This window comes from Oceanisphaera submarina, from assembly GCF_046521305.1.
Lineage (GTDB): Bacteria > Pseudomonadota > Gammaproteobacteria > Enterobacterales > Aeromonadaceae > Oceanimonas > Oceanimonas submarina.
In genome coordinates this window covers 130,605-148,365 of the sequence record NZ_JBKGFN010000002.1, presented here as the reverse complement: position 1 = coordinate 148,365, position 17,761 = coordinate 130,605, and the positions used below count along the sequence as shown (strand labels likewise).

Genomic DNA, 17,761 nt, shown 5'->3' with positions numbered 1-17,761 from the left:
CTGCGACTTTCGTCGGCAGGGCCTGCTGCGCAGGCCTTTCAAGCGTTGAGCAGGCCTGCTGAAGCGGCGGCTACAAAGGAGTGTGCAGCCCCCAATCCCGTTCCCGGCTCAGTTTCTCAATGCATCCCAGTCTTTCTGCTGCTGGCGAAGTTGCTCCAGCCGGGCGCCTAGGCGGGCGCGCTGCATGGCATCCTTCGCCAGGTTGGCGGCGATTTCCATCTGATCCACCGCCAGCTCGTAGCGGCCCTTGAGGGCCGCCACTTCGGCCTGGGCCCGGCGGAAGGAGGACTCGTCATTCAGGGGCCGGTAGGCCTGGGCGATAAGCTCCCAGGCCAGCAGGTTTTCCGGATGACGGCGCAGATGACTGTCGAGCAGGGTGGCGGCGTCCTGATGACGACCCGCCTGCAGCAGGCTGTCGGCCAGGTTGATCATCACCACCTGATTATCGGGCAGTTGTTTCCGGGCGCTTTGCAAGCGGGTAATCGCGGTATCAAAGCGGTCTTGTGCATTATCCAGATCGGTCAGGGCATCGAGGATGAAGATGTTGTTGGCGTGACGACTGGCCAGGGCTTCCAGCAGGGGACGGGCCTTGTCGTATTCATTGATCTGCAGCAATGCCATGGCCTGACCATAACGGGCGGCATCGGCCTGCCAGTCGCCGGCTTCAAGAGCGGCCTGCTCGAAGAAACGGTACAGGTCACCGGAGCCGGCTTGCTGAAAACGGACCATGATCCTGGCCTTGGCCAGTTGAAACTCCAGGCTGGCCGGGTAGATCTTGGCCGGGTAATCCTGAGCCCGGCTGCGGGCTTCGGCGATACGACTGCTGGGCAACGGGTGGGTCAGCAACATGGGCGGCGGCGAGCTGGCAAACTGATACTTGTCGGCCAGCTTCTGAAAAAAACCGGCCATGGCATTGGGGTCGAAGCCGGCGTTATGGAGCAGGCGCAAGCCGATACGATCCGCCTCGAATTCATTGTCCCGGGTATAGTTGATGGCCGACTGCATCTTCAGACCCAGGGTGGTCTGCAGCGCCGCCATACCCGCCTGCGGGTTGACCATCGCCAGCGCCACCGAGCCCACCAGTCCGGCGATGGTCAGCGGGGTGCTGCGTGACTGGGACTCCAGATAGCGGGCGATATGGCGTTGGGTGACGTGGGTGATTTCGTGGGCGATAACCGAGGCCAGCTCGCTTTCGTTTTCCGCGTACAGGAACAAGCCGGTATGCAGTTGCAGCACGCCACCGAGAAAGGCGCTGGCGTTGATGCTGTCGTCACGGATCAGCAGAAACTGGAACGGAAACCGGACCGAGTCGGCCTGTGACAAAAGTTGGAGGCCCAGATCGGTAATGTATTCGTTGAGCACAGGGTCGTCGATCACCGGCTGGTTGGCTCGGGCAAAGCGGGTAAAGGCCTGGCCAAATCGGGCTTCCCGTTCCACCGACATGGCGCTGACACCGGCGGTGCCGATATCGGGCAGTCTGTTGGCGGCCTGTAGCGGCGTCAGTGTCAGCAGAGAAAAAGCCAACGCCAGCCTGGTGGCATGAAAACCCATTATTGTTACCTTGTTGATGGTGCACTGTCAGCAGAATACTCGCCCCAATAAGGGGTCACAAGCATTGTTTGGTCGCCATAACAAAGGGATAATGCCTTTCTTTTTTGGTCGGAGGTGCGGTGGAGATACTGGATGCGACTGCTTGGCGCTGTCCGCTGCCGTTGATCCGGGTCAAGCTCTGGTTGAAAGCGGCCGAGGCCGGGCAGCAGTTACGACTGTTATTGAGAGACTCGGGCTCTCGCCAGGATATTCCCGCCTATGTTTCGCGCATGGGTCATCCGCTTGAGCTGGTGGCCGACGATGACGAAATGCTGATATTGATGATTACCAAGGCATCATAAGGAAATTATTACATGCTGGATGTTCTCAAGCATTGGTATCGGCAGCGGTTTTCCGATCCCGGTGCCGTTGCGTTGTTCCTGAGCCTGTTGTTTGGTTTTGTGGTGGTATATTTTCTGGGCCATATACTGGCGCCCTTTTTCGCCGCTGTGGTGATTGCCTATCTGCTGGACTGGCCGGTCAGCCGGATGGAACGGCTGGGGCTGAGCCGATGGCTGGCCGCTTCCGTGGTGCAGCTGCTGTTTGCCATCCTGGTGGTGCTGTCGCTGATCAGCATAGTACCGACCTTCTTGTCGCAAACCGCCAATCTGGCCCGTGAAATACCGACCATGATCGGTCGCTCTCAGGAACTGCTGTTGACCCTTCCGGAGCAATACCCCGAACTGGTGGACGTGACCCTGGTGCAAAGTGTGCTGGACGATCTGCGCGCTCGCCTGCTGGGTTCGGCAGACGCCATTCTCAGTGTGTCGCTGAGTTCGCTGACCAATGCCGCCGTCCTGATGGTGTACCTGATCCTGGTGTCGGTGCTGGTGTTCTTCATGCTTAAAGACAAGCTCGTCTTGATGCACAGTGCCAGCCGTTTTCTGCCGCGCAATCGGGAGTTGGTATCGCGGGTGTGGCATGAAATGAACGTGCAGATAGCAAACTATGTGCGCGGCAAGGTGATCGAAATCCTGATCGTGGGTAGCGTCAGCTACCTGACCTTCATCCTGCTGGACCTGCGCTACCCGCTGTTACTGGCGGTACTGGTCGGCTTCTCGGTGTTGATCCCCTATATAGGAGCGGCGGCGGCCACGGTACCTGTGGCCATGGTGGGGCTGTTTCAGTGGGGCTTTACCCCGCCCTTCTTCTACCTGATTGTCGCCTACGGCATCATCCAGGCGCTGGATGGCAACGTGCTGGTGCCGATCCTGTTTTCGGAGGCGGTCAACCTGCATCCCATCGCCATTATCGTGGCGGTGCTGGTGTTTGGCGGTCTCTGGGGATTCTGGGGGGTATTCTTTGCCATTCCCCTGGCCACTTTGGTCAAGGCGGTGGTCAACGCCTGGCCCAGGCAGGATGACCCGACGGCAAGCACCGACATTCAATGAAAAAGCATATTTAGTGCACAAGAAATAAGGACAGTACAGTGAGAGAACATTTTGGCTCGCGCTTCGGCTTTATCATGGCCGCCGCCGGGGCGGCGGTCGGGCTGGGTAATATCTGGGGCTTTCCGACACAGGCTGCGAGCAACGGCGGTGGCGCCTTTCTGATTGCCTACCTGGTGCTGGTGATGCTGCTGGCCTTTCCGATGCTGGTAATGGAAGTGGCCATCGGCCGTTATGGTCAGGCCAACCCGGTAGACTCGGTGCGCAAGCTGGGGCGTACTCCGCTGCAACAGGCCATGGCCTCACTGGTGGGGTATGCGGGCATGCTGGTGCCGAGCCTGGTGCTGTCGTTCTATGCCATCGTCGCCGGTTGGTTGCTGGCCTTTCTGGCGGCGGCAGTGACCCGTATCCTGGGCTGGGATGCCGCCACCGAATGGCTGCAGGCCTTCGGGTTGGGACGCAACATCGTCTGGACCCTGGTATTTTACCTGCTCACCATACTGGTGGTGCAGGCCGGGGTGCGCCGGGGTATAGAGCGCTGGTCGGCGCGGTTGATGCCGGCGCTGTTTGTGCTGTTCCTGCTGTTGTTCTTCTACATACTGACGCAAGACGGTGCCATGTCCGGCCTGAAGCACTATCTGGTGCCGGACTTCAGCAAGGTGCTGGAGCCGGATATGCTGATCAGCGCCATGGGCCAGGCCTTTTTCTCGTTGACCATAGGTGGCTGTTCCATGTTGATGTACGGCTCTTACCTGAACAAGAACGAGAACATTCCGAGCACCGCCTTTCAGGTGACGCTGCTCGACACCGGTGTGGCCTTTCTGGCGGGGCTGGTGATACTGCCGGCGATGTTTGTGGCCATGAACAACGGCGTTACTATCTTCGCGGAAGACGGCAGCCTGCTCAGCTCCGATACTCTGGTGTTTGTGGTGCTGCCGGCGTTGTTCGATACCATGGGGCCGATAGGGTTGGTGATGGCGCTGGTGTTCTTCGTGTTGATGGGCATAGCGGCGTTGACCTCGTCCATTTCCATGCTGGAAGTGCCGGTGTCCTACAGCATCGAGCGCTTCAAGGCCTCTCGTCCACTGATGACCTGGCTGCTGGGCGGCGCGCTGGCGCTGTTCAGCGTCATCATCTGTCTGAATTTCGGTGCCCTGTTCGGTTTCGTGATCCGGTTGTCGACCCAGAACATACAACCTCTGGTCGGCCTGGGCTTCTGCGTGCTGGGCGGCTGGATGTGGGGCCGGGCCAAGTTGTTTGAAGAGCTGGTGCAGGGCTCGCCCGAACTCGCCTCCAGTGTTTTCTGGCGCATCTGGCCCTGGTATGTACGCATAGTGTGCCCGCTGTTGGTGCTGCTGGTGATCGGCTCCAGCTGGTGATATTCGGCTTTGAGCCATAACAAAAAACGCCATGGTCATGCCATGGCGTTTTTTGTTTGCTGAGGCCTTCTTAATAGATCGCGTAGCCAGTTTGTATTGCCAACAGGTGGCTCCGGCCATTGACAAGAGGCAATAGGGATTGCCGCCGCCGACCGGCCCATGCCATGGATGGCATGGGCGAGCTTACGAGAATCTGCTTGTAGTGCCTCGGAGGTGGTGGTCCTATTGTCTCTGGCGCCGCGACCCGACAAATGTCATTAGTACAGCATGCTGTACAGCTTGCGACGGTAGCGGGAGGCGACCGGGTCGGCACCCATGGTGGTGAGCATGTCCAGGAAATGCTTTCTGGCTTCACCAAACGCCAGATCCTTCTGCAGTACCTCGGTCAGCAACTGCAGCGCTTCTTCCTGCCTACCGGCCTGAAAATACAGTACCGCCAGTTCCTCTTTCAGTTGCAGAGAATCCGGCTCGGCGGCGAGCTTCTGTTCCAGCTCGCGTAGCTCGGGGCTGTCGGCGGCTTCTTCCGCCAGCTCCAGGCGGGCCAGAATGTGCTGATACTGGCTGTCCTGATCGGCCATGCCGATGCTGGCCAGCAGCTGCTTGGTTTCTTCCAGCTTGTTGAGGGCCAGGGCGGCTTCTGCCAGATAAAGGCGGATGCTTGCCGTGTCCTCCAGTGCCCGGGCCTGTTGCAGCAGACCATAGGCGGCTTGTGGGTCCATGCCCAGCATCTGCTTGGCCTGATCCAGCAATAGTTCGGCCTCGTTGGGCTGGTAGGGCTGTAAAAACTGCCGGATACCGTTTTCATCCTGGGGGCCTTCCAGCACGTCGACCGGCTGACCGTCCTTGAAGGCCACCATGGCCGGCAGACCCCGCAGACCCAGCTGTGAGGCCAGACTCTGCAATTGCGGGTCTTCCACATCAACCTTGGCCAGGTCGATATGGCCGTTATCGGCCCCGATGAGTCGTTCCAGCAAGGGCGTCATGGGCTGGCATTCGGGCACCGCCTGGGCGTGAAAATAAATCACTACCGTCTTGTTCATGGATGCTTCGATTAGCGCTTGCTGAAAATTCTGCACATTGATGTCAACGATCATAGACAGGGTCTCACTCAGGAGTTATGAATTGGGGGAGCTAGGGTCTGTTGACCTTTCGCGGTTAAATTCTGTTCGAGTTAAACGCGTTTAGCCGAACCCGCAGGGCAGCGTTTGTGGGGTCTTGCTACTGCGTTATCGCTTATCTATGCAGCGTGACTACATGGCATAAGCGCTGCCTTGTATCAAGACCCCACAAACGGCTGCAAAAATCATCGCGAAAGGTCAACAGACCCTAGGGATAAATTGGGTTGCGGCCCGGTTATTTCAAGCTCAAAGGGCAAATCGGCCAGGCTGAGCAGTGCCGGCTCCGGCCGGGCCGGAGCGTCGGTGGCCCCGGGCTGGTCGTCGATGGCGAGCGTCAGCCAGCTGTGCGCCAGCGGATATTGATAAAGCCGGTAGGGGTGCCTGTCCAGGGTGGCGCCAGCCTGGCCCGGTTGCCAGTGTACCCGCTGAAGATTATTGGCGATACCTCCACCATGGGCCTTGAGCACCGCCTCCTTGACGGTCCACAACCGGATAAAGTCGGCCGATGAGGTCTGGCTTAGTTTCAGCCATTGCTGTTCTTGTTGGCTCAGGTAGCGCCGGGCCAGGCGGGTTATCTGCGCCGACGACAGCTGGCGTCCTTCTATATCGATACCCAGGCTGCCCTGATTGCCGATGGCCAGCGCCAGGATGTCGCCACTGTGGCTGATATTGAAATGCCACTCGGCTTGTTCCAGCAGGGGTTTTCCTTTGACATCGATATGAATGGGAATCTGGTTTGGAGCCAGCATCAGCCGGTCGGCAAACAGTTGGCGCAGCAGATAGCGACCCAGCAAAAACAGCCGGGCCTGGCACGGGTGACTGATGCTGTCGAGGCGGACGAGTTCGGCTTGAGAGAGCGTTTTTCGAGCGTTATCGGGCAGGCTGACGCCGGTACCGTTACAAATCAGTAATTCGGTAAAAATATTATTGTTTTTACTCATATTTTTTTGCCAAGTCCCCGGGATCTGCACTAGTATCTTTGAAATCGATAGCTGGTTGCCAATATTCATATGAAAAAGGTAATTCTTCTTAGCAGTTTGCTGCTGCTTGCCGGTTGCAGCAGTATCCCGAAATCTGAGTCAGGAAAAAAGACAGCTGGAAAAAAACCGTCTTCTTCCCTGACTTACAGCATCAGTACCGGTCCGGTGAAACCCAGGCATACACAGGGATCCGTCCGGAGTCTTCAGCAGGTTTATCAACGCTGGCGGGGCGTACCTTATCGTTTTGGTGGCGTCGATAGCGAGGGTATCGACTGCTCGGCCTTTACCCGTACCCTGTATCAGGAAGCATACGGAATGGAGTTGCCCAGAAGTACCTACGAGCAGGTGACCCTGGGGCGTCCGGTCAGCAAACAGGAGCTGCAACCGGGCGATCTGGTGTTTTTCCGCACCGGTCGCACTCGGCATAACGGGGTTTATGTTGGCGACGGCAAGTTTGCCCATGCCTCTTCCAGCGTGGGCGTGACCATTTCCCGGCTGGATAATGTGTACTGGCGTAGTCGCTACTGGCAGGCCCGGCGTTTGCTGGATCACGACTAACTTAAAACACAGCTGTAAGCCTGTCTCTTGGTCACAAATCCAGAGCAGGAGAACAGCTTTGTTTTGTAGCTCAATGTTTGCACATCGGACAAAGGGCCCGCTCCGCCGACTCGCCGTGAACACATCCTTGTAGGCTCAACCGAGCCATCCGTGGCGCGGATGGTCGGCTGAGCAGACTCCTTGAAGCTCCGGCGTCTCCTGCTTGTGATGCCAACAGTGAACTCGGGCGCTAAGAAGAGGCAGCGGGGATTGCCTCATTCGACCGTCATATGACAGGGATGTCATATGCTGAGCGTTACATGGATGTACTTGAAGCGTGTCGGAGGAGGCAACCCTGTTGCCTCTTTATGCGACAGACTGATTTGTGACCAAGAGACTGGCTTATAGCCTGCCGCCGGGTTCTACTCACCCTGAAAACGATTCAGATCGTTCATCACCTGCAGCAGCAGCGACAGCTCCGGGCTGGCGTCCGGCTCGGTTTTATAGTCTTTTGCCCGCAACAACTGAACATCGCCTCGACGATTGAATAGGGTGATGTCATCCTGTTGATAGATAACATACTCTTCTTCATCCGACGCCAGTCGCCAGCGATTGGCGTCTACCTTGAACAGGGATTGCCCCGTGCTGAAACTACGCGTCGGGCTCTGGACCCCCAGCGCCTGACGCATCAGGGTCGGCACCAGATCCAGCTGACTGGTCGGGTGGCTGAAGCGGGCTGGCTGATGCTGACCGGGCCAGCCGATGACCAGTGGCACCTGCAGCTGATAAGGCGAGTAGGCGCTGCCGAAGCCCCAGGTATTATTGTCGTTATCGTTGAATTCCACGCCGTGACCGGAGGTGACGATAATCAGGGTATCGCGCCCTTCTACTTGCCTGACCCGAGACAGTAACTGCCCCAGCAGGCGATCGGTATAGAAGACCGCATTGCGATAGCGGTTGAACAGGGCGTCGCGTTGCTCGTTCTGATAGGCCTGGGCCGGATTCAACTGCTGCAGCGAGGGTTGGAAAGGCCCCTCTGTATCGGCGGGAAGATCCAGTTGATTGAGCGCGTCCAGATAGACGAAAGAAAACCAGGGGCGCTGATTATCCTCTTGTTCCAGCCAGAGGCTGAAGTCGGCCACCGCTTTCCGGTCACCTTCTGCACCACGGGCCGCCGTGTCGAACGGTTGATTGCGCAGGGTCGAAAAAATGGCGTTACGGTACAGCGGTTTATCCAGGCCGCCACTGGCAAAGAGACCAAATCGATAGTCCTGGCGCTGTAATTCGTCGATGAATACCGGGGCTATGCCTTCTTGCTCTGCATCGCGCTGGTAATGGGACGGCAGGCTGTAAAACAGGCTGAACAGGGCTGATCTGGGCTGGTTACCGGCACTCAGGTGATTATCGAAGCGCAGGTGGCGGCTGGCAAAACGATTCAGGTTGGGCATGGTAATGGCATCAAGCTGATCGGCGCGCAGGCCGTCGGCTACCACCAGAAGAATATTGGGCGAGGCGTCGGGCGCCTGTACCGACAGTGGGCGCAGCGGGTAATTCAGCCGACGCTGTGGCTGCTCTGCCACCTGCCGTGACAGCTGACGATACCGATCCTCGTCCAGCCAGCCCTGTTTGATCAGAAAGCTTTTGGCGGTCATCGGGTAAGACAGCGGAAAGTTGGCTTTCTGATCGGTGATGGGGGTATACACCAGGGCATCGGCCCAGATATGGACGCTGTGAGTCAGAAAAAAGCTGGCCAGCAACGGCAGTGCCAGCGGCAAGGTCAGTGAGCGCCGGCGACGCTGGCTCCAGCGCCAGAGCCAGCCGGCCAGCCAGAGTTCAAACAGAAACAGCAGCGGTACCCACACGAACAGCCAGCCCCAGCCAGAGGCCTCTTCGGCCTGGGCCTGTTCCAGCAGCAGTCGCCAGACGGTCGGGTTGAGGTGAAACCTGAACAGGCTGAATACCTGGGTATCCACCAGCAGCAGGGTCAGGGCGCCGGTGGCGATGGCGGCGCCCATCAACTGCACCGCCCGCACCCTGGGGAACAGGAACGTCAGCGGAAACAGCGTCAGCAGATAGGTAAAGAAGCTCAGAAAGGCGAAATGCCCGACCCAGCTTGTCAGCATGTAGCCGACACCGAGAGGGGTGTCGGGCCAGCCGGCGATCAGCAGATAACGACTCGAAACCAGCAGCGCGAGCAGGATATTGAAAAACACCAGCCAGTGGCCCCAGCCGATCAGGCGAGAGACATTGTCGCGATAGATATTACCGGTTTCGAGCATAATTCAGCGCTTTCTATTGGCAAAAGGGCTCTTAGTGCGCCCCTTTCTGGGTGTCGACCGAGGACGTCAGCACCTTGGCGAACTTGTCGGCAATGGCTTTACGCTGCCCCGGGGAGATTTGATGATTGATGATATGGGTGGCCAGGTTACCCAGCACCATCAACCTCAGATCGGCCGGCGCCAGATGTTTGTCCATCACGGCTTCCAGCTCGCTCAGTAGTTGATCAAATTGTTTATCGTACTTGGAAATAACAGGCATGGGCGTTCAATCATGTAACTTGATAACAGGGCGACTATAATACCCCACCCATTCTGGCAACTCTACGGCAATCTGTTATGAGCCTGGACATCGAACACATCATAGTACACTCCTTGTTTCTGGATGAGCAGGGGCAGACCCGGCTGGCCACCAGAGAGCAGGAACTGGCCACGGGGCCGGCGGTTAATCAATTGATGGGCGAGCTGCACCATATCTACAACACCAAGGCCGGCAAGGTATTCGGTTATTTCAACGAAGACGACAGCGGTTTTCGCGACCTGGTGCGCCGGGTTGAAGATCAAAGCCTGAACTTTGCCGCCTTTACCCATCAGGCGGCCGAGCGGCTGCTGGCCGAGCTGAACCGGCTGGACATGAGCGAGCAGGGCGTCTTGTTGTTTGTGCGTTATCAGTGGCTGGGCGCCCACTATCTGTTAATCGCCTTGCTGGACAACAAGGACAGCGTCATGGTCACGGAAAAGCTGGAAGTCAGTCAGGCCAGTTATCTGGATCTGGGCAAGATGCAGCTGGCTGCCCGTCTGGATCTGACCGAACTGCAGAGTCGCCCCGACTCTCATCGCTATTTTTCCTTCATCAAGGGCCGGGCCGGACGCAAGGTATCGGATTTTTTCCTGAATTTTCTTTCCTGTGTCGAAGGCATGGATCCCAAGGCACAGAGTCAGGGCCTGCTGAAGGCGGTGGACGAGTTCTGCGAGTCTCGCCAGCTCAGTACGGAAGAAAAGCTGGAGAGCAAGGCGCTGGTCAGCAAATACTGTCGCGAGCAACTGAAGGAAGGCGAGGAGCTGGAGCTGCGCGAACTGTCGGCGGAACTGGGCACCGATGACGACCTGGACTTCTATCAGTTTGTCAGCGAGGAGTATCAGCTGGAAGACAAGTTTCCGGTGGACAGATCCGCGCTCAAGGGGCTGACTAAATACGTCGGCTCCGGCGGCGGTCTGACCATCAGTTTCGATCAGAAACTGCTGGGCGAGCGTATTCAGTACGATGCGGCGACCGATACTCTGGTTATCCGGGGCGTACCACCCAACCTGAAGTCCCAGCTGGTTAAGTAACAGCTATCAGTCTCAAGCTGCAAGCAGTCAGAAAAACACCGAGCCCTTCTCAGGTTCGGTGTTTTTTTTATAGGCCCTTGGTGTTGTTTCTGCCTGATTCGCCTATAGCTGACGGCGTAACGCTTTGTTTTAAGTTCTAATTAAATGATCGAAGGCACCTAGGGCGGCGGTGGCACCGGCACCCATAGAGATCACTATCTGCTTATAGGGTACCGTAGTGGCATCGCCGGCGGCGAATACACCGCTCATGGAGGTAGCACCTTTGGCGTCGATCATGACCTCTCCGAACCGGGTCAGCTCCACCTCCGAGCCCTTGAGGAACTCGGTGTTGGGGACCAGGCCTATTTGTACGAAGATGCCGGCTACTTCGAGTCGCTTGCTGTCACCACCGATCCGGTCGGTATAATTCATCGCGGTCACCTTGCTGCCGTCACCGACCACCTCGGTGGTCTGGGCACTGGTGATGATGTCGATATTGCCTATGGAGCGGACCTTGCGTTGCAGCACCTCGTCGGCGCGCAGGGTATCGGCAAATTCCAGTACGGTCACATGCTCGACCAGCCCGGCCAGATCGATGGCTGCTTCAATGCCGGAGTTACCGCCACCGACCACGGCCACGCGCTTGCCCTTGAAAAAGGGACCGTCACAGTGGGGGCAGTAGGCCACACCCCTGTTACGGTATTCCACTTCCCCGGGTACATTCAGTTCCCGCCAGCGGGCACCGGTGGCCAGGATCACCGCACGGCTCCTGAGGGTGGCGCCACTGGCCAGCGGTACTTCGATGAGCTCGCCCCGGGTGATGCCGGCGGCGCGCTCATCGGTGATGATGTCCACACCGTATTCCCTGACGTGCTGCTCCAGACCGGCGGCCAGCTTGGGGCCTTCGGTATAGGGGACCGAGATAAAGTTTTCGATTCCGACGGTATCCATCACCTGGCCACCGAAGCGTTCGGCCACCAGGCCGGTACGAATGCCCTTGCGAGCGGCATAAATGGCGGCCGCGGCACCGGCGGGGCCACCGCCTACTACCAGTACGTCAAAGGGGGCCTGTTCATTCAGCTCGGCGGCCTTGCGGCTGGCGGCACCGGTGTCCAGTTTGCCGACGATTTCTTCCAGGCTCATGCGGCCCTGGCCGAAGTGCTCGCCATTCAGATACACCGACGGCACCGTCATGATCCGGCGTTGATTGACCTCGTCCTGGAACAGGGCGCCGTCGATCATCACATGGGTGATGTTGGGATTCAGATTCGCCATCAGATTCAGCGCCTGCACCAGATCCGGACAGTTCTGGCAGGACAGGGAAATATAGGTTTCAAAATGGTAGTCGCCTTCGAGGTTACGGATTTGTTCCTGTAACTCGGGGGCGGCCTTGGATGGGTGATCACCGGCCTGCAGCAGGGCCAGTACCAGCGAGGTAAATTCGTGGCCCAGAGGGATACCGGCGAAGCTGACCCTGGGGGCTTCTCCCCGGCGGGCGATGCTCATGCCGGGGCTGCGCTCTGCGGCGGCCTCCTCCAGGTTGATCTTGCCGGACAGCGCACTGATTTCGGTGGCCAGTTCCAGCAATTCTCTGGATTTGGGGCTGTTATCAGCGGAGACGCTGACTGTGATAGGAGAGACGATGCTCTGCAGATAGGTGTCCAGTTGTTTTTTGATATTCGGATCTAGCATGGTCGTGTCCTGTGCTGAATGTTGGCGATGGTAACCCCGGCCCGCCGACCGGATGAGGGCTCATTACAGCGGGCCGGGGGGGGTAGGCCGGGTATTAGATTTTGCCGACCAGATCCAGCGACGGGGCCAGGGTTGCTTCACCTTCCTGCCATTTGGCAGGGCAAACTTCGCCCGGGTGAGCGGCGACGTATCGGGCCGCCTTAATCTTGCGCAGCAGATCGGAGGCGTCACGGCCGATACCTTCGGCGGTGACTTCGATGGCCTGGATCACGCCCTGCGGGTCGATGATGAAGGTGGCGCGGTCGGCCAGACCCTGACCTTCACGCATAACGCCGAAGTTGTTGGTGATGGTGCCGGTCTGGTCGCCCACCATGTAGTACTGGATTTTGCCGATGGTGTCTGAGCTGTCGTGCCAGGCCTTGTGGGTGAAGTGGGTATCGGTAGAGACCGAGAACACCTCCACGTCCATTTTCTGCAGTTCGGCATAGTGGTCGGCCAGGTCGCCCAGCTCGGTGGGGCAGACGAAGGTGAAGTCGGCCGGGTAGAAGAACACGACAGACCATTTTCCTTTCAGGTCGGCATCGGTCACTTCGACGAATTTACCCTGATGGTAAGCCTGGGCGGTAAAGGGTTTTATTTCGGTGTTGATAGCGACGGACATGTTAGCTCCTTAAATTCCATGATTGGGTGTGTCTTGCGAACGATGTCCATAGTAGGAGGTGGCTTTCAATAAGTGAATTCACTATTTTCTATTGTTTTGATAGTTGTTTTCTATTGATTCATTTTGCCGTCCTCGCCCTTACCCTCTGATCGGTTGCGGGTGAAGGAAATCGCAGTTCTGCTGCCTGGCGAACCTCCTCCTTGAGGAAAATGATAAAACAACGACAAGCAGATGCTTTCTTGTGTCCGAGGCATGGTCATGATTTGTTTTGTGCGGTCGCAAAATTTCAGGGCGCTGATTTCTCTCTCCTGCATGATACCTTGGTCATCTGGTGTTTTACTTGCCGTTGAAATAAAGAAAAACCGGTATTTACAACATTGGAGTTGCATCGGGAAAAAATATTGCATATGTATTTTATTTTTGTAATTAAATTACCCTTAAGGTGTCTTGGTCCAATCCTGTTGTATCTTTAGTCCAGTAAATACGGGCTTTGTGACAATAATGCTTTGGTTTTACGTCAGATTGATTATGTGATTTATGTTGTATTTTTGTGAAATTACAACTTGATCTTTCCCGGTTTTTTACGCAACTTAATAGTCGTACCGCAGCGCAGAACAAACGGAAACAAAAACAGGGCAGGCAGTACAGACAGACCTGCATCGACAAGGAAACAGACAAAGAAACCAGCGTTAGTTGCGGAGCAAAACGAAAAGACCACTGCTCAACACCGGCAATCTGCATTCTTGTTGTCTGATGTGCAGGTGTGACAGGGAAGTGAACAGGCTCTGAAAAGAGAACCTCAATCTGACAGAACAGGACCGAGACTATGCCATACGCAAGCGAAGTTGATGCACTCACCTCTTTGATCAAGCAAAACCCGACCTGGAGCGCCATTAAGCCGGAACATGCCGCCCGTATGCGCGCTCAGAACAAATTCAAGACCGGTCTCGATATTGCCAGATACACCGCAAAAATCATGCGTGAAGACATGGCCAACTACGACAGGGATACTTCACAGTACACCCAGTCGCTGGGCTGCTGGCACGGTTTTATCGGTCAACAGAAGCTGATTTCCATCAAGAAGCATTTCGGCAGTACCAAGCGCCGTTATCTGTATCTGTCCGGCTGGATGGTGGCGGCCCTTCGCTCCGAGTTCGGCCCGTTGCCGGATCAGTCCATGCACGAGAAAACGGCCGTATCGGGACTGATTGCAGAGCTGTACACCTTTTTGCGGCAGGCCGACTCCTGGGAGCTGAATCATCTGTTCCGCGACCTGGAAGAAGCCCAGAACGCCGGTGACAGTGCCAGGGTCAAGGACATCGAAGCCCAAATCGACAACCACGAAACCCATATAGTGCCGATCATCGCCGATATCGATGCCGGTTTCGGTAACGCCGAGGCAACCTATCTGCTGGCCAAGCAGATGATTGAAGCTGGTGCCTGCTGCATCCAGATCGAAAACCAGGTGTCCGACGAGAAGCAGTGCGGCCACCAGGACGGTAAGGTCACGGTGCCGCATGCCGACTTTCTTGCCAAGATCAACGCGGTACGGTTGGCGTTTCTGGAACTGGGCGTGGACGACGGTGTCATAGTGGCCCGCACCGACTCCCTCGGCGCCGGTCTGACCAAGCAGATAGCGGTGACCAAGGAACCGGGCGATCTGGGTGATCAGTACAACAGCTTCATCGACGGCGACGTGATTGAAAGTGCCGACGATATCAACAACGGTGACGTGGTGATCAAGCAGAACGGCAAGCTGGTCAAACCCAAGCGTCTGGCCTCGGGCCTGTTCCAGTTCAAGGAAGGCTCGGGTGAAGACCGGGTGGTGATGGACTGCATCGCCAGCCTGCAGAATGGCGCCGACATGCTGTGGATTGAAACCGAGAAACCGCATGTGGGCCAGATTGCCGGCATGGTCAACCGCATCCGTGAAGTGGTGCCCAATGCCAAGCTGGTGTACAACAACAGCCCGTCGTTCAACTGGACTCTGAACTTCCGCCAGCAGGTATTCGATGCGTGGCAGGCAGAGGGCAAGGATCTGTCCGGTTACGACCGTGCCAGGCTGATGAGTGCAGACTACGACAACACCGAACTGGGCAAGCAGGCCGATGAATGGACTGCCAACTTCCAGCGCGACGCCGCCCGTGAAGCCGGTATCTTCCATCACCTGATCACGCTGCCGACCTACCACACGGCGGCGCTGTCTACCGACAACCTGGCCAAGGGCTACTTCGGTGACGAAGGCATGCTGGCCTATGTGGCCGGGGTTCAGCGCAAGGAAATCCGCCAGGGCATCGCCACCGTCAAGCACCAAGACATGGCCGGCTCCAACATCGGTGATGACCACAAGGAATTCTTCGCCGGTGAAGCGGCGCTGAAGGCCGGCGGTAAAGACAACACCATGGGTCAGTTCGAAAATATCTGAGAATGTGCATTCACCAACTATTAATTAACAAATAAAAAATACTAACAAGATCCATCTCGTGTTTTTTGGCAGCCCCCGGGCTGCCATTTTTTATGTCCTCGGTATTTAATAAAAGTGCATTGATGTTGAATAAATGATAACACTGGTGGTGCCAAACGATCACGGCAATGCTGGTGGGCCGGAATAGGCTTCACTCGATGGACATCAGGCTGAAAGGGCCTGTTATGCAGATGGATGTTGGAAAAATGAAGCAGTTAAAGAAGACGAAGCTGTCGACCAAGTTGCTTGTCGCAACCGGATTGATGTTGTTGCTCTGTATTTTTATTCTTAACGGAATCGTCAATTTGTTCCTCCAGCGCACGGCACAGCAGGTCGCTGCCGAAACCTCCCGGGTGCTGAGCGGGGAAATCAGGGCGCGCCTGCACAGTCAGGCCGGTGAGGCGGGTGCGCGGTTGGCCGGTTTTATCAATGAAAACTTTGCAGTCCCGCTGACTCTCGCGGGGGCCCTCGCCGGCAACACAGAGACACCGCCTGCCTTGCGCCTGAGCCGGGCACAGGTAGTGGCACTGAATAAACAGACGCTGTCGGTCAATCCGTCACTGAGCGCTATTTACAGCCAGTTTGAAGCCAATGGCTATGATGGGGAAGACGGGCGCTTTACCGATGGTTACACGCACTCGGTGGCTGGTGCAGGCAGCCTGGAGGTGTATGTGGTACGCCATCCGGATGGCAAGATCGAGCAGATGATTGTCCCCGGGGCGGACGAAAAATACGACCGGCAGCGTAACGAGTTCGGAGTACGTAATGCCGAATGGTATTTGTGCCCGATGGAAACGGGCACGCCCTGTTTGCTGGAGCCTTATCTGTATGAAGTCAAGCCCGGTTACAGTGAGCTGATGACCACCATGACGGTGCCGGTGATCGCCGACGGTCGCTTCAGGGGAGTGGTCGGAGCCGACATCAACCTGCCGGCGTTTCAGCGGCAACTGGTCGCGCTGGCGGAATCCCTTTATGGTGGACAGGCCGATGTACTGCTGCTCAGCTCTCAGGGTTTTATTGCCGCCTCCAGCCGTTACCCCGAACAGCTGGGACGTCCTCTTGGAGAGGTGGTGACCGGTGCCGAGCTACAACAGTTGCAGGCCCTTGCTCGCGGCGAGGAAGGCCAGACTGATAGCGACAGGCTTTATGGTGCCTACCCGCTGGAGATACCCGCTGCCGGAGCCCACTGGTCGTTGCTGATTAGCGTACCCAGGGCGGTCGCGTTGCGTGATGTGGCCGGACTGGAGGCGGATTTGGTCACCAGTGTCAGGGAGCTGACCCGACTGCAGTGGCTGGCGGGCGCTCTGATCATTCTGGTGGGGGTCGGCCTGACGGTGTTGCTGGTCAGCACCATCACCCGGCCGCTGAAGATAATGAATGAGCGTATCGGTCGGCTTGGCAATGCAGAAGGCGATCTGACTCACTCGGTTAATATCGATACTCACCAGGAACTGATTACGCTTGCCGGTGGTTTCAATACCTTTATCGAGCAATTGAGGGAACTGGTCGGTGGGCTCAAACAAACGGGACTCCAGGTCGAGAAGGAATCGGAGCTGGGCGCGGGTCTGGCCGCCAGCATGCATGAACAAATCAATCGTCAGCAGAGCGAAATCGACTCTGTAGTGACCGCCATGAACGAGATGAGCGTGGCTGCCGAAGAAGTGGCCCGCTTCTCCGGGCGGGCGGCTACCGAGGCCAGTCAGGCCAGTCAAGCGCTGAAGCAGACTCAGGTACGGCTGTCTACGACGGTCGATGATATCGGAGTATTGTCGAGCGAGGCACAGGGCTCGGCCGAGGCGGTTAATCAGGTGGCCGAAAGAAGCGAGGCCATCAATACGATTCTGGACGTGATCCGGGCCATTGCCGAACAAACCAACCTGCTGGCACTGAATGCGGCCATTGAAGCGGCCCGGGCCGGTGAGCAGGGCCGGGGCTTTGCAGTCGTGGCGGACGAAGTGCGAGCGCTGGCAGCAAAGACCCGTCAGTCGACCGACGATATTGCCGACCTGATTGCCCGGCTTAATCAGCAGGTGGGATCAACCGTGCACATTATGGAGCAGGGCGCCATGAGGGCAGAGCAAACATCGGTAAATTCCCGAGAGGCTTATCAGGAGTTGGCTCAGGTGGTCGGTTTGATCGAAACCATCAGCGATCATGTTACCCAGATGGCTACCTCGGCCGAAGAACAGAGAGCGGTGTCCGATGATATCAATCGTAACCTTGCCTATATGGGAGAAGCGGCCGGCGAGCTGACGGTCGTGGCGCAGGACGTGGATGATCACGGTCGGCGTCTGAATCGGCTGTCTTTTGGATTGGCGGAAGAGCTGGGAAGACTCAAGACCTGAGTCTGTCCTACAGTCTGTTA

The 17,761-nt window shown here is 57.1% G+C and carries 15 protein-coding genes; 7 read left to right on the top strand and 8 right to left on the bottom strand.

Annotated elements, in window-relative coordinates:
* Positions 1 to 108: 108 nt before the first annotated feature.
* Entirely contained in the window at positions 109 to 1,551 is a 1,443-nt protein-coding gene (bepA, locus tag ACLEIV_RS03310; protein WP_410455234.1) for a beta-barrel assembly-enhancing protease, read from the bottom strand.
* Positions 1,552 to 1,670: 119 nt separating this feature from the next.
* Between bepA and ACLEIV_RS03305 the strand changes: the two genes are divergently transcribed.
* Genes ACLEIV_RS03305 through ACLEIV_RS03295 form a run of 3 tightly spaced genes read left to right on the top strand, consistent with a single transcriptional unit; the run spans position 1,671 to position 4,357 of the window.
* Positions 1,671 to 1,892, top strand: a complete 222-nt coding sequence (locus ACLEIV_RS03305) for a sulfurtransferase TusA family protein (RefSeq protein WP_410455233.1) — start codon at positions 1,671 to 1,673, stop codon at positions 1,890 to 1,892.
* Positions 1,893 to 1,904: 12 nt separating this feature from the next.
* The gene (locus tag ACLEIV_RS03300; RefSeq protein ID WP_410455232.1) at positions 1,905 to 2,981 is read left to right on the top strand and encodes an AI-2E family transporter; all 1,077 of its coding nucleotides are present in this window, start codon (positions 1,905 to 1,907) and stop codon (positions 2,979 to 2,981) included.
* Positions 2,982 to 3,019: 38 nt separating this feature from the next.
* Entirely contained in the window at positions 3,020 to 4,357 is a 1,338-nt protein-coding gene (locus ACLEIV_RS03295) for a sodium-dependent transporter (protein ID WP_410455231.1), read from the top strand.
* A 257-nt stretch (positions 4,358 to 4,614) separates the two neighbouring features.
* Here ACLEIV_RS03295 and ACLEIV_RS03290 read toward each other — a convergent pair whose 3' ends face one another.
* A complete protein-coding gene (locus tag ACLEIV_RS03290) occupies positions 4,615 to 5,451 on the bottom strand; it encodes a tetratricopeptide repeat protein (RefSeq protein ID WP_410455230.1) in 837 nt (278 codons plus the stop codon).
* A 209-nt stretch (positions 5,452 to 5,660) separates the two neighbouring features.
* Positions 5,661 to 6,416 carry a 4'-phosphopantetheinyl transferase family protein gene (locus tag ACLEIV_RS03285; RefSeq protein ID WP_410455229.1) on the bottom strand — a complete coding sequence of 252 codons (756 nt, stop codon included), beginning with the start codon at positions 6,414 to 6,416 and terminating at the stop codon, positions 5,661 to 5,663.
* Positions 6,417 to 6,485: 69 nt separating this feature from the next.
* On the opposite strand from ACLEIV_RS03285, the gene ACLEIV_RS03280 reads away from it, so the two are divergent.
* Positions 6,486 to 7,013: an NlpC/P60 family protein gene (locus ACLEIV_RS03280; RefSeq protein WP_410455228.1), complete on the top strand. Its 528-nt coding sequence runs from the start codon at positions 6,486 to 6,488 to the stop codon at positions 7,011 to 7,013.
* A gap of 401 nt (positions 7,014 to 7,414) precedes the next feature.
* On the opposite strand, the gene ACLEIV_RS03275 is transcribed toward ACLEIV_RS03280, so the two are convergent.
* Both ACLEIV_RS03275 and ACLEIV_RS03270 read right to left on the bottom strand, forming a co-directional pair.
* Positions 7,415 to 9,271: a DUF3413 domain-containing protein gene (locus ACLEIV_RS03275; RefSeq protein ID WP_410455227.1), complete on the bottom strand. Its 1,857-nt coding sequence runs from the start codon at positions 9,269 to 9,271 to the stop codon at positions 7,415 to 7,417.
* A 31-nt stretch (positions 9,272 to 9,302) separates the two neighbouring features.
* Entirely contained in the window at positions 9,303 to 9,530 is a 228-nt protein-coding gene (locus ACLEIV_RS03270) for a YejL family protein (protein ID WP_104485321.1), read from the bottom strand.
* Positions 9,531 to 9,607: 77 nt separating this feature from the next.
* Here ACLEIV_RS03270 and yejK point away from each other — a divergent pair, with 77 nt between their 5' ends.
* Positions 9,608 to 10,600, top strand: coding sequence for a nucleoid-associated protein YejK (yejK, locus tag ACLEIV_RS03265; RefSeq protein WP_410455226.1), 993 nt, complete (start codon positions 9,608 to 9,610; stop codon positions 10,598 to 10,600).
* Positions 10,601 to 10,729: 129 nt separating this feature from the next.
* On the opposite strand, the gene ahpF is transcribed toward yejK, so the two are convergent.
* From ahpF to ACLEIV_RS03250, 3 genes are all read right to left on the bottom strand, one after another.
* A complete protein-coding gene (gene ahpF, locus ACLEIV_RS03260; RefSeq protein WP_410455225.1) occupies positions 10,730 to 12,271 on the bottom strand; it encodes an alkyl hydroperoxide reductase subunit F in 1,542 nt (513 codons plus the stop codon).
* A gap of 94 nt (positions 12,272 to 12,365) precedes the next feature.
* Positions 12,366 to 12,932, bottom strand: a complete 567-nt coding sequence (ahpC, locus tag ACLEIV_RS03255) for an alkyl hydroperoxide reductase subunit C (protein ID WP_410455224.1) — start codon at positions 12,930 to 12,932, stop codon at positions 12,366 to 12,368.
* Between the two features lie 110 nt (positions 12,933 to 13,042).
* The gene (locus tag ACLEIV_RS03250; protein WP_410455223.1) at positions 13,043 to 13,339 is read right to left on the bottom strand and encodes a hypothetical protein; all 297 of its coding nucleotides are present in this window, start codon (positions 13,337 to 13,339) and stop codon (positions 13,043 to 13,045) included.
* Between the two features lie 419 nt (positions 13,340 to 13,758).
* Between ACLEIV_RS03250 and ACLEIV_RS03245 the strand changes: the two genes are divergently transcribed.
* Both ACLEIV_RS03245 and ACLEIV_RS03240 read left to right on the top strand, forming a co-directional pair.
* Positions 13,759 to 15,357 (top strand): isocitrate lyase, encoded by a 1,599-nt coding sequence (locus ACLEIV_RS03245; protein WP_410455222.1) that lies wholly within the window; start codon positions 13,759 to 13,761, stop codon positions 15,355 to 15,357.
* A 245-nt stretch (positions 15,358 to 15,602) separates the two neighbouring features.
* Positions 15,603 to 17,741: a methyl-accepting chemotaxis protein gene (locus tag ACLEIV_RS03240; protein ID WP_410455221.1), complete on the top strand. Its 2,139-nt coding sequence runs from the start codon at positions 15,603 to 15,605 to the stop codon at positions 17,739 to 17,741.
* Positions 17,742 to 17,761 lie beyond the last annotated feature (20 nt).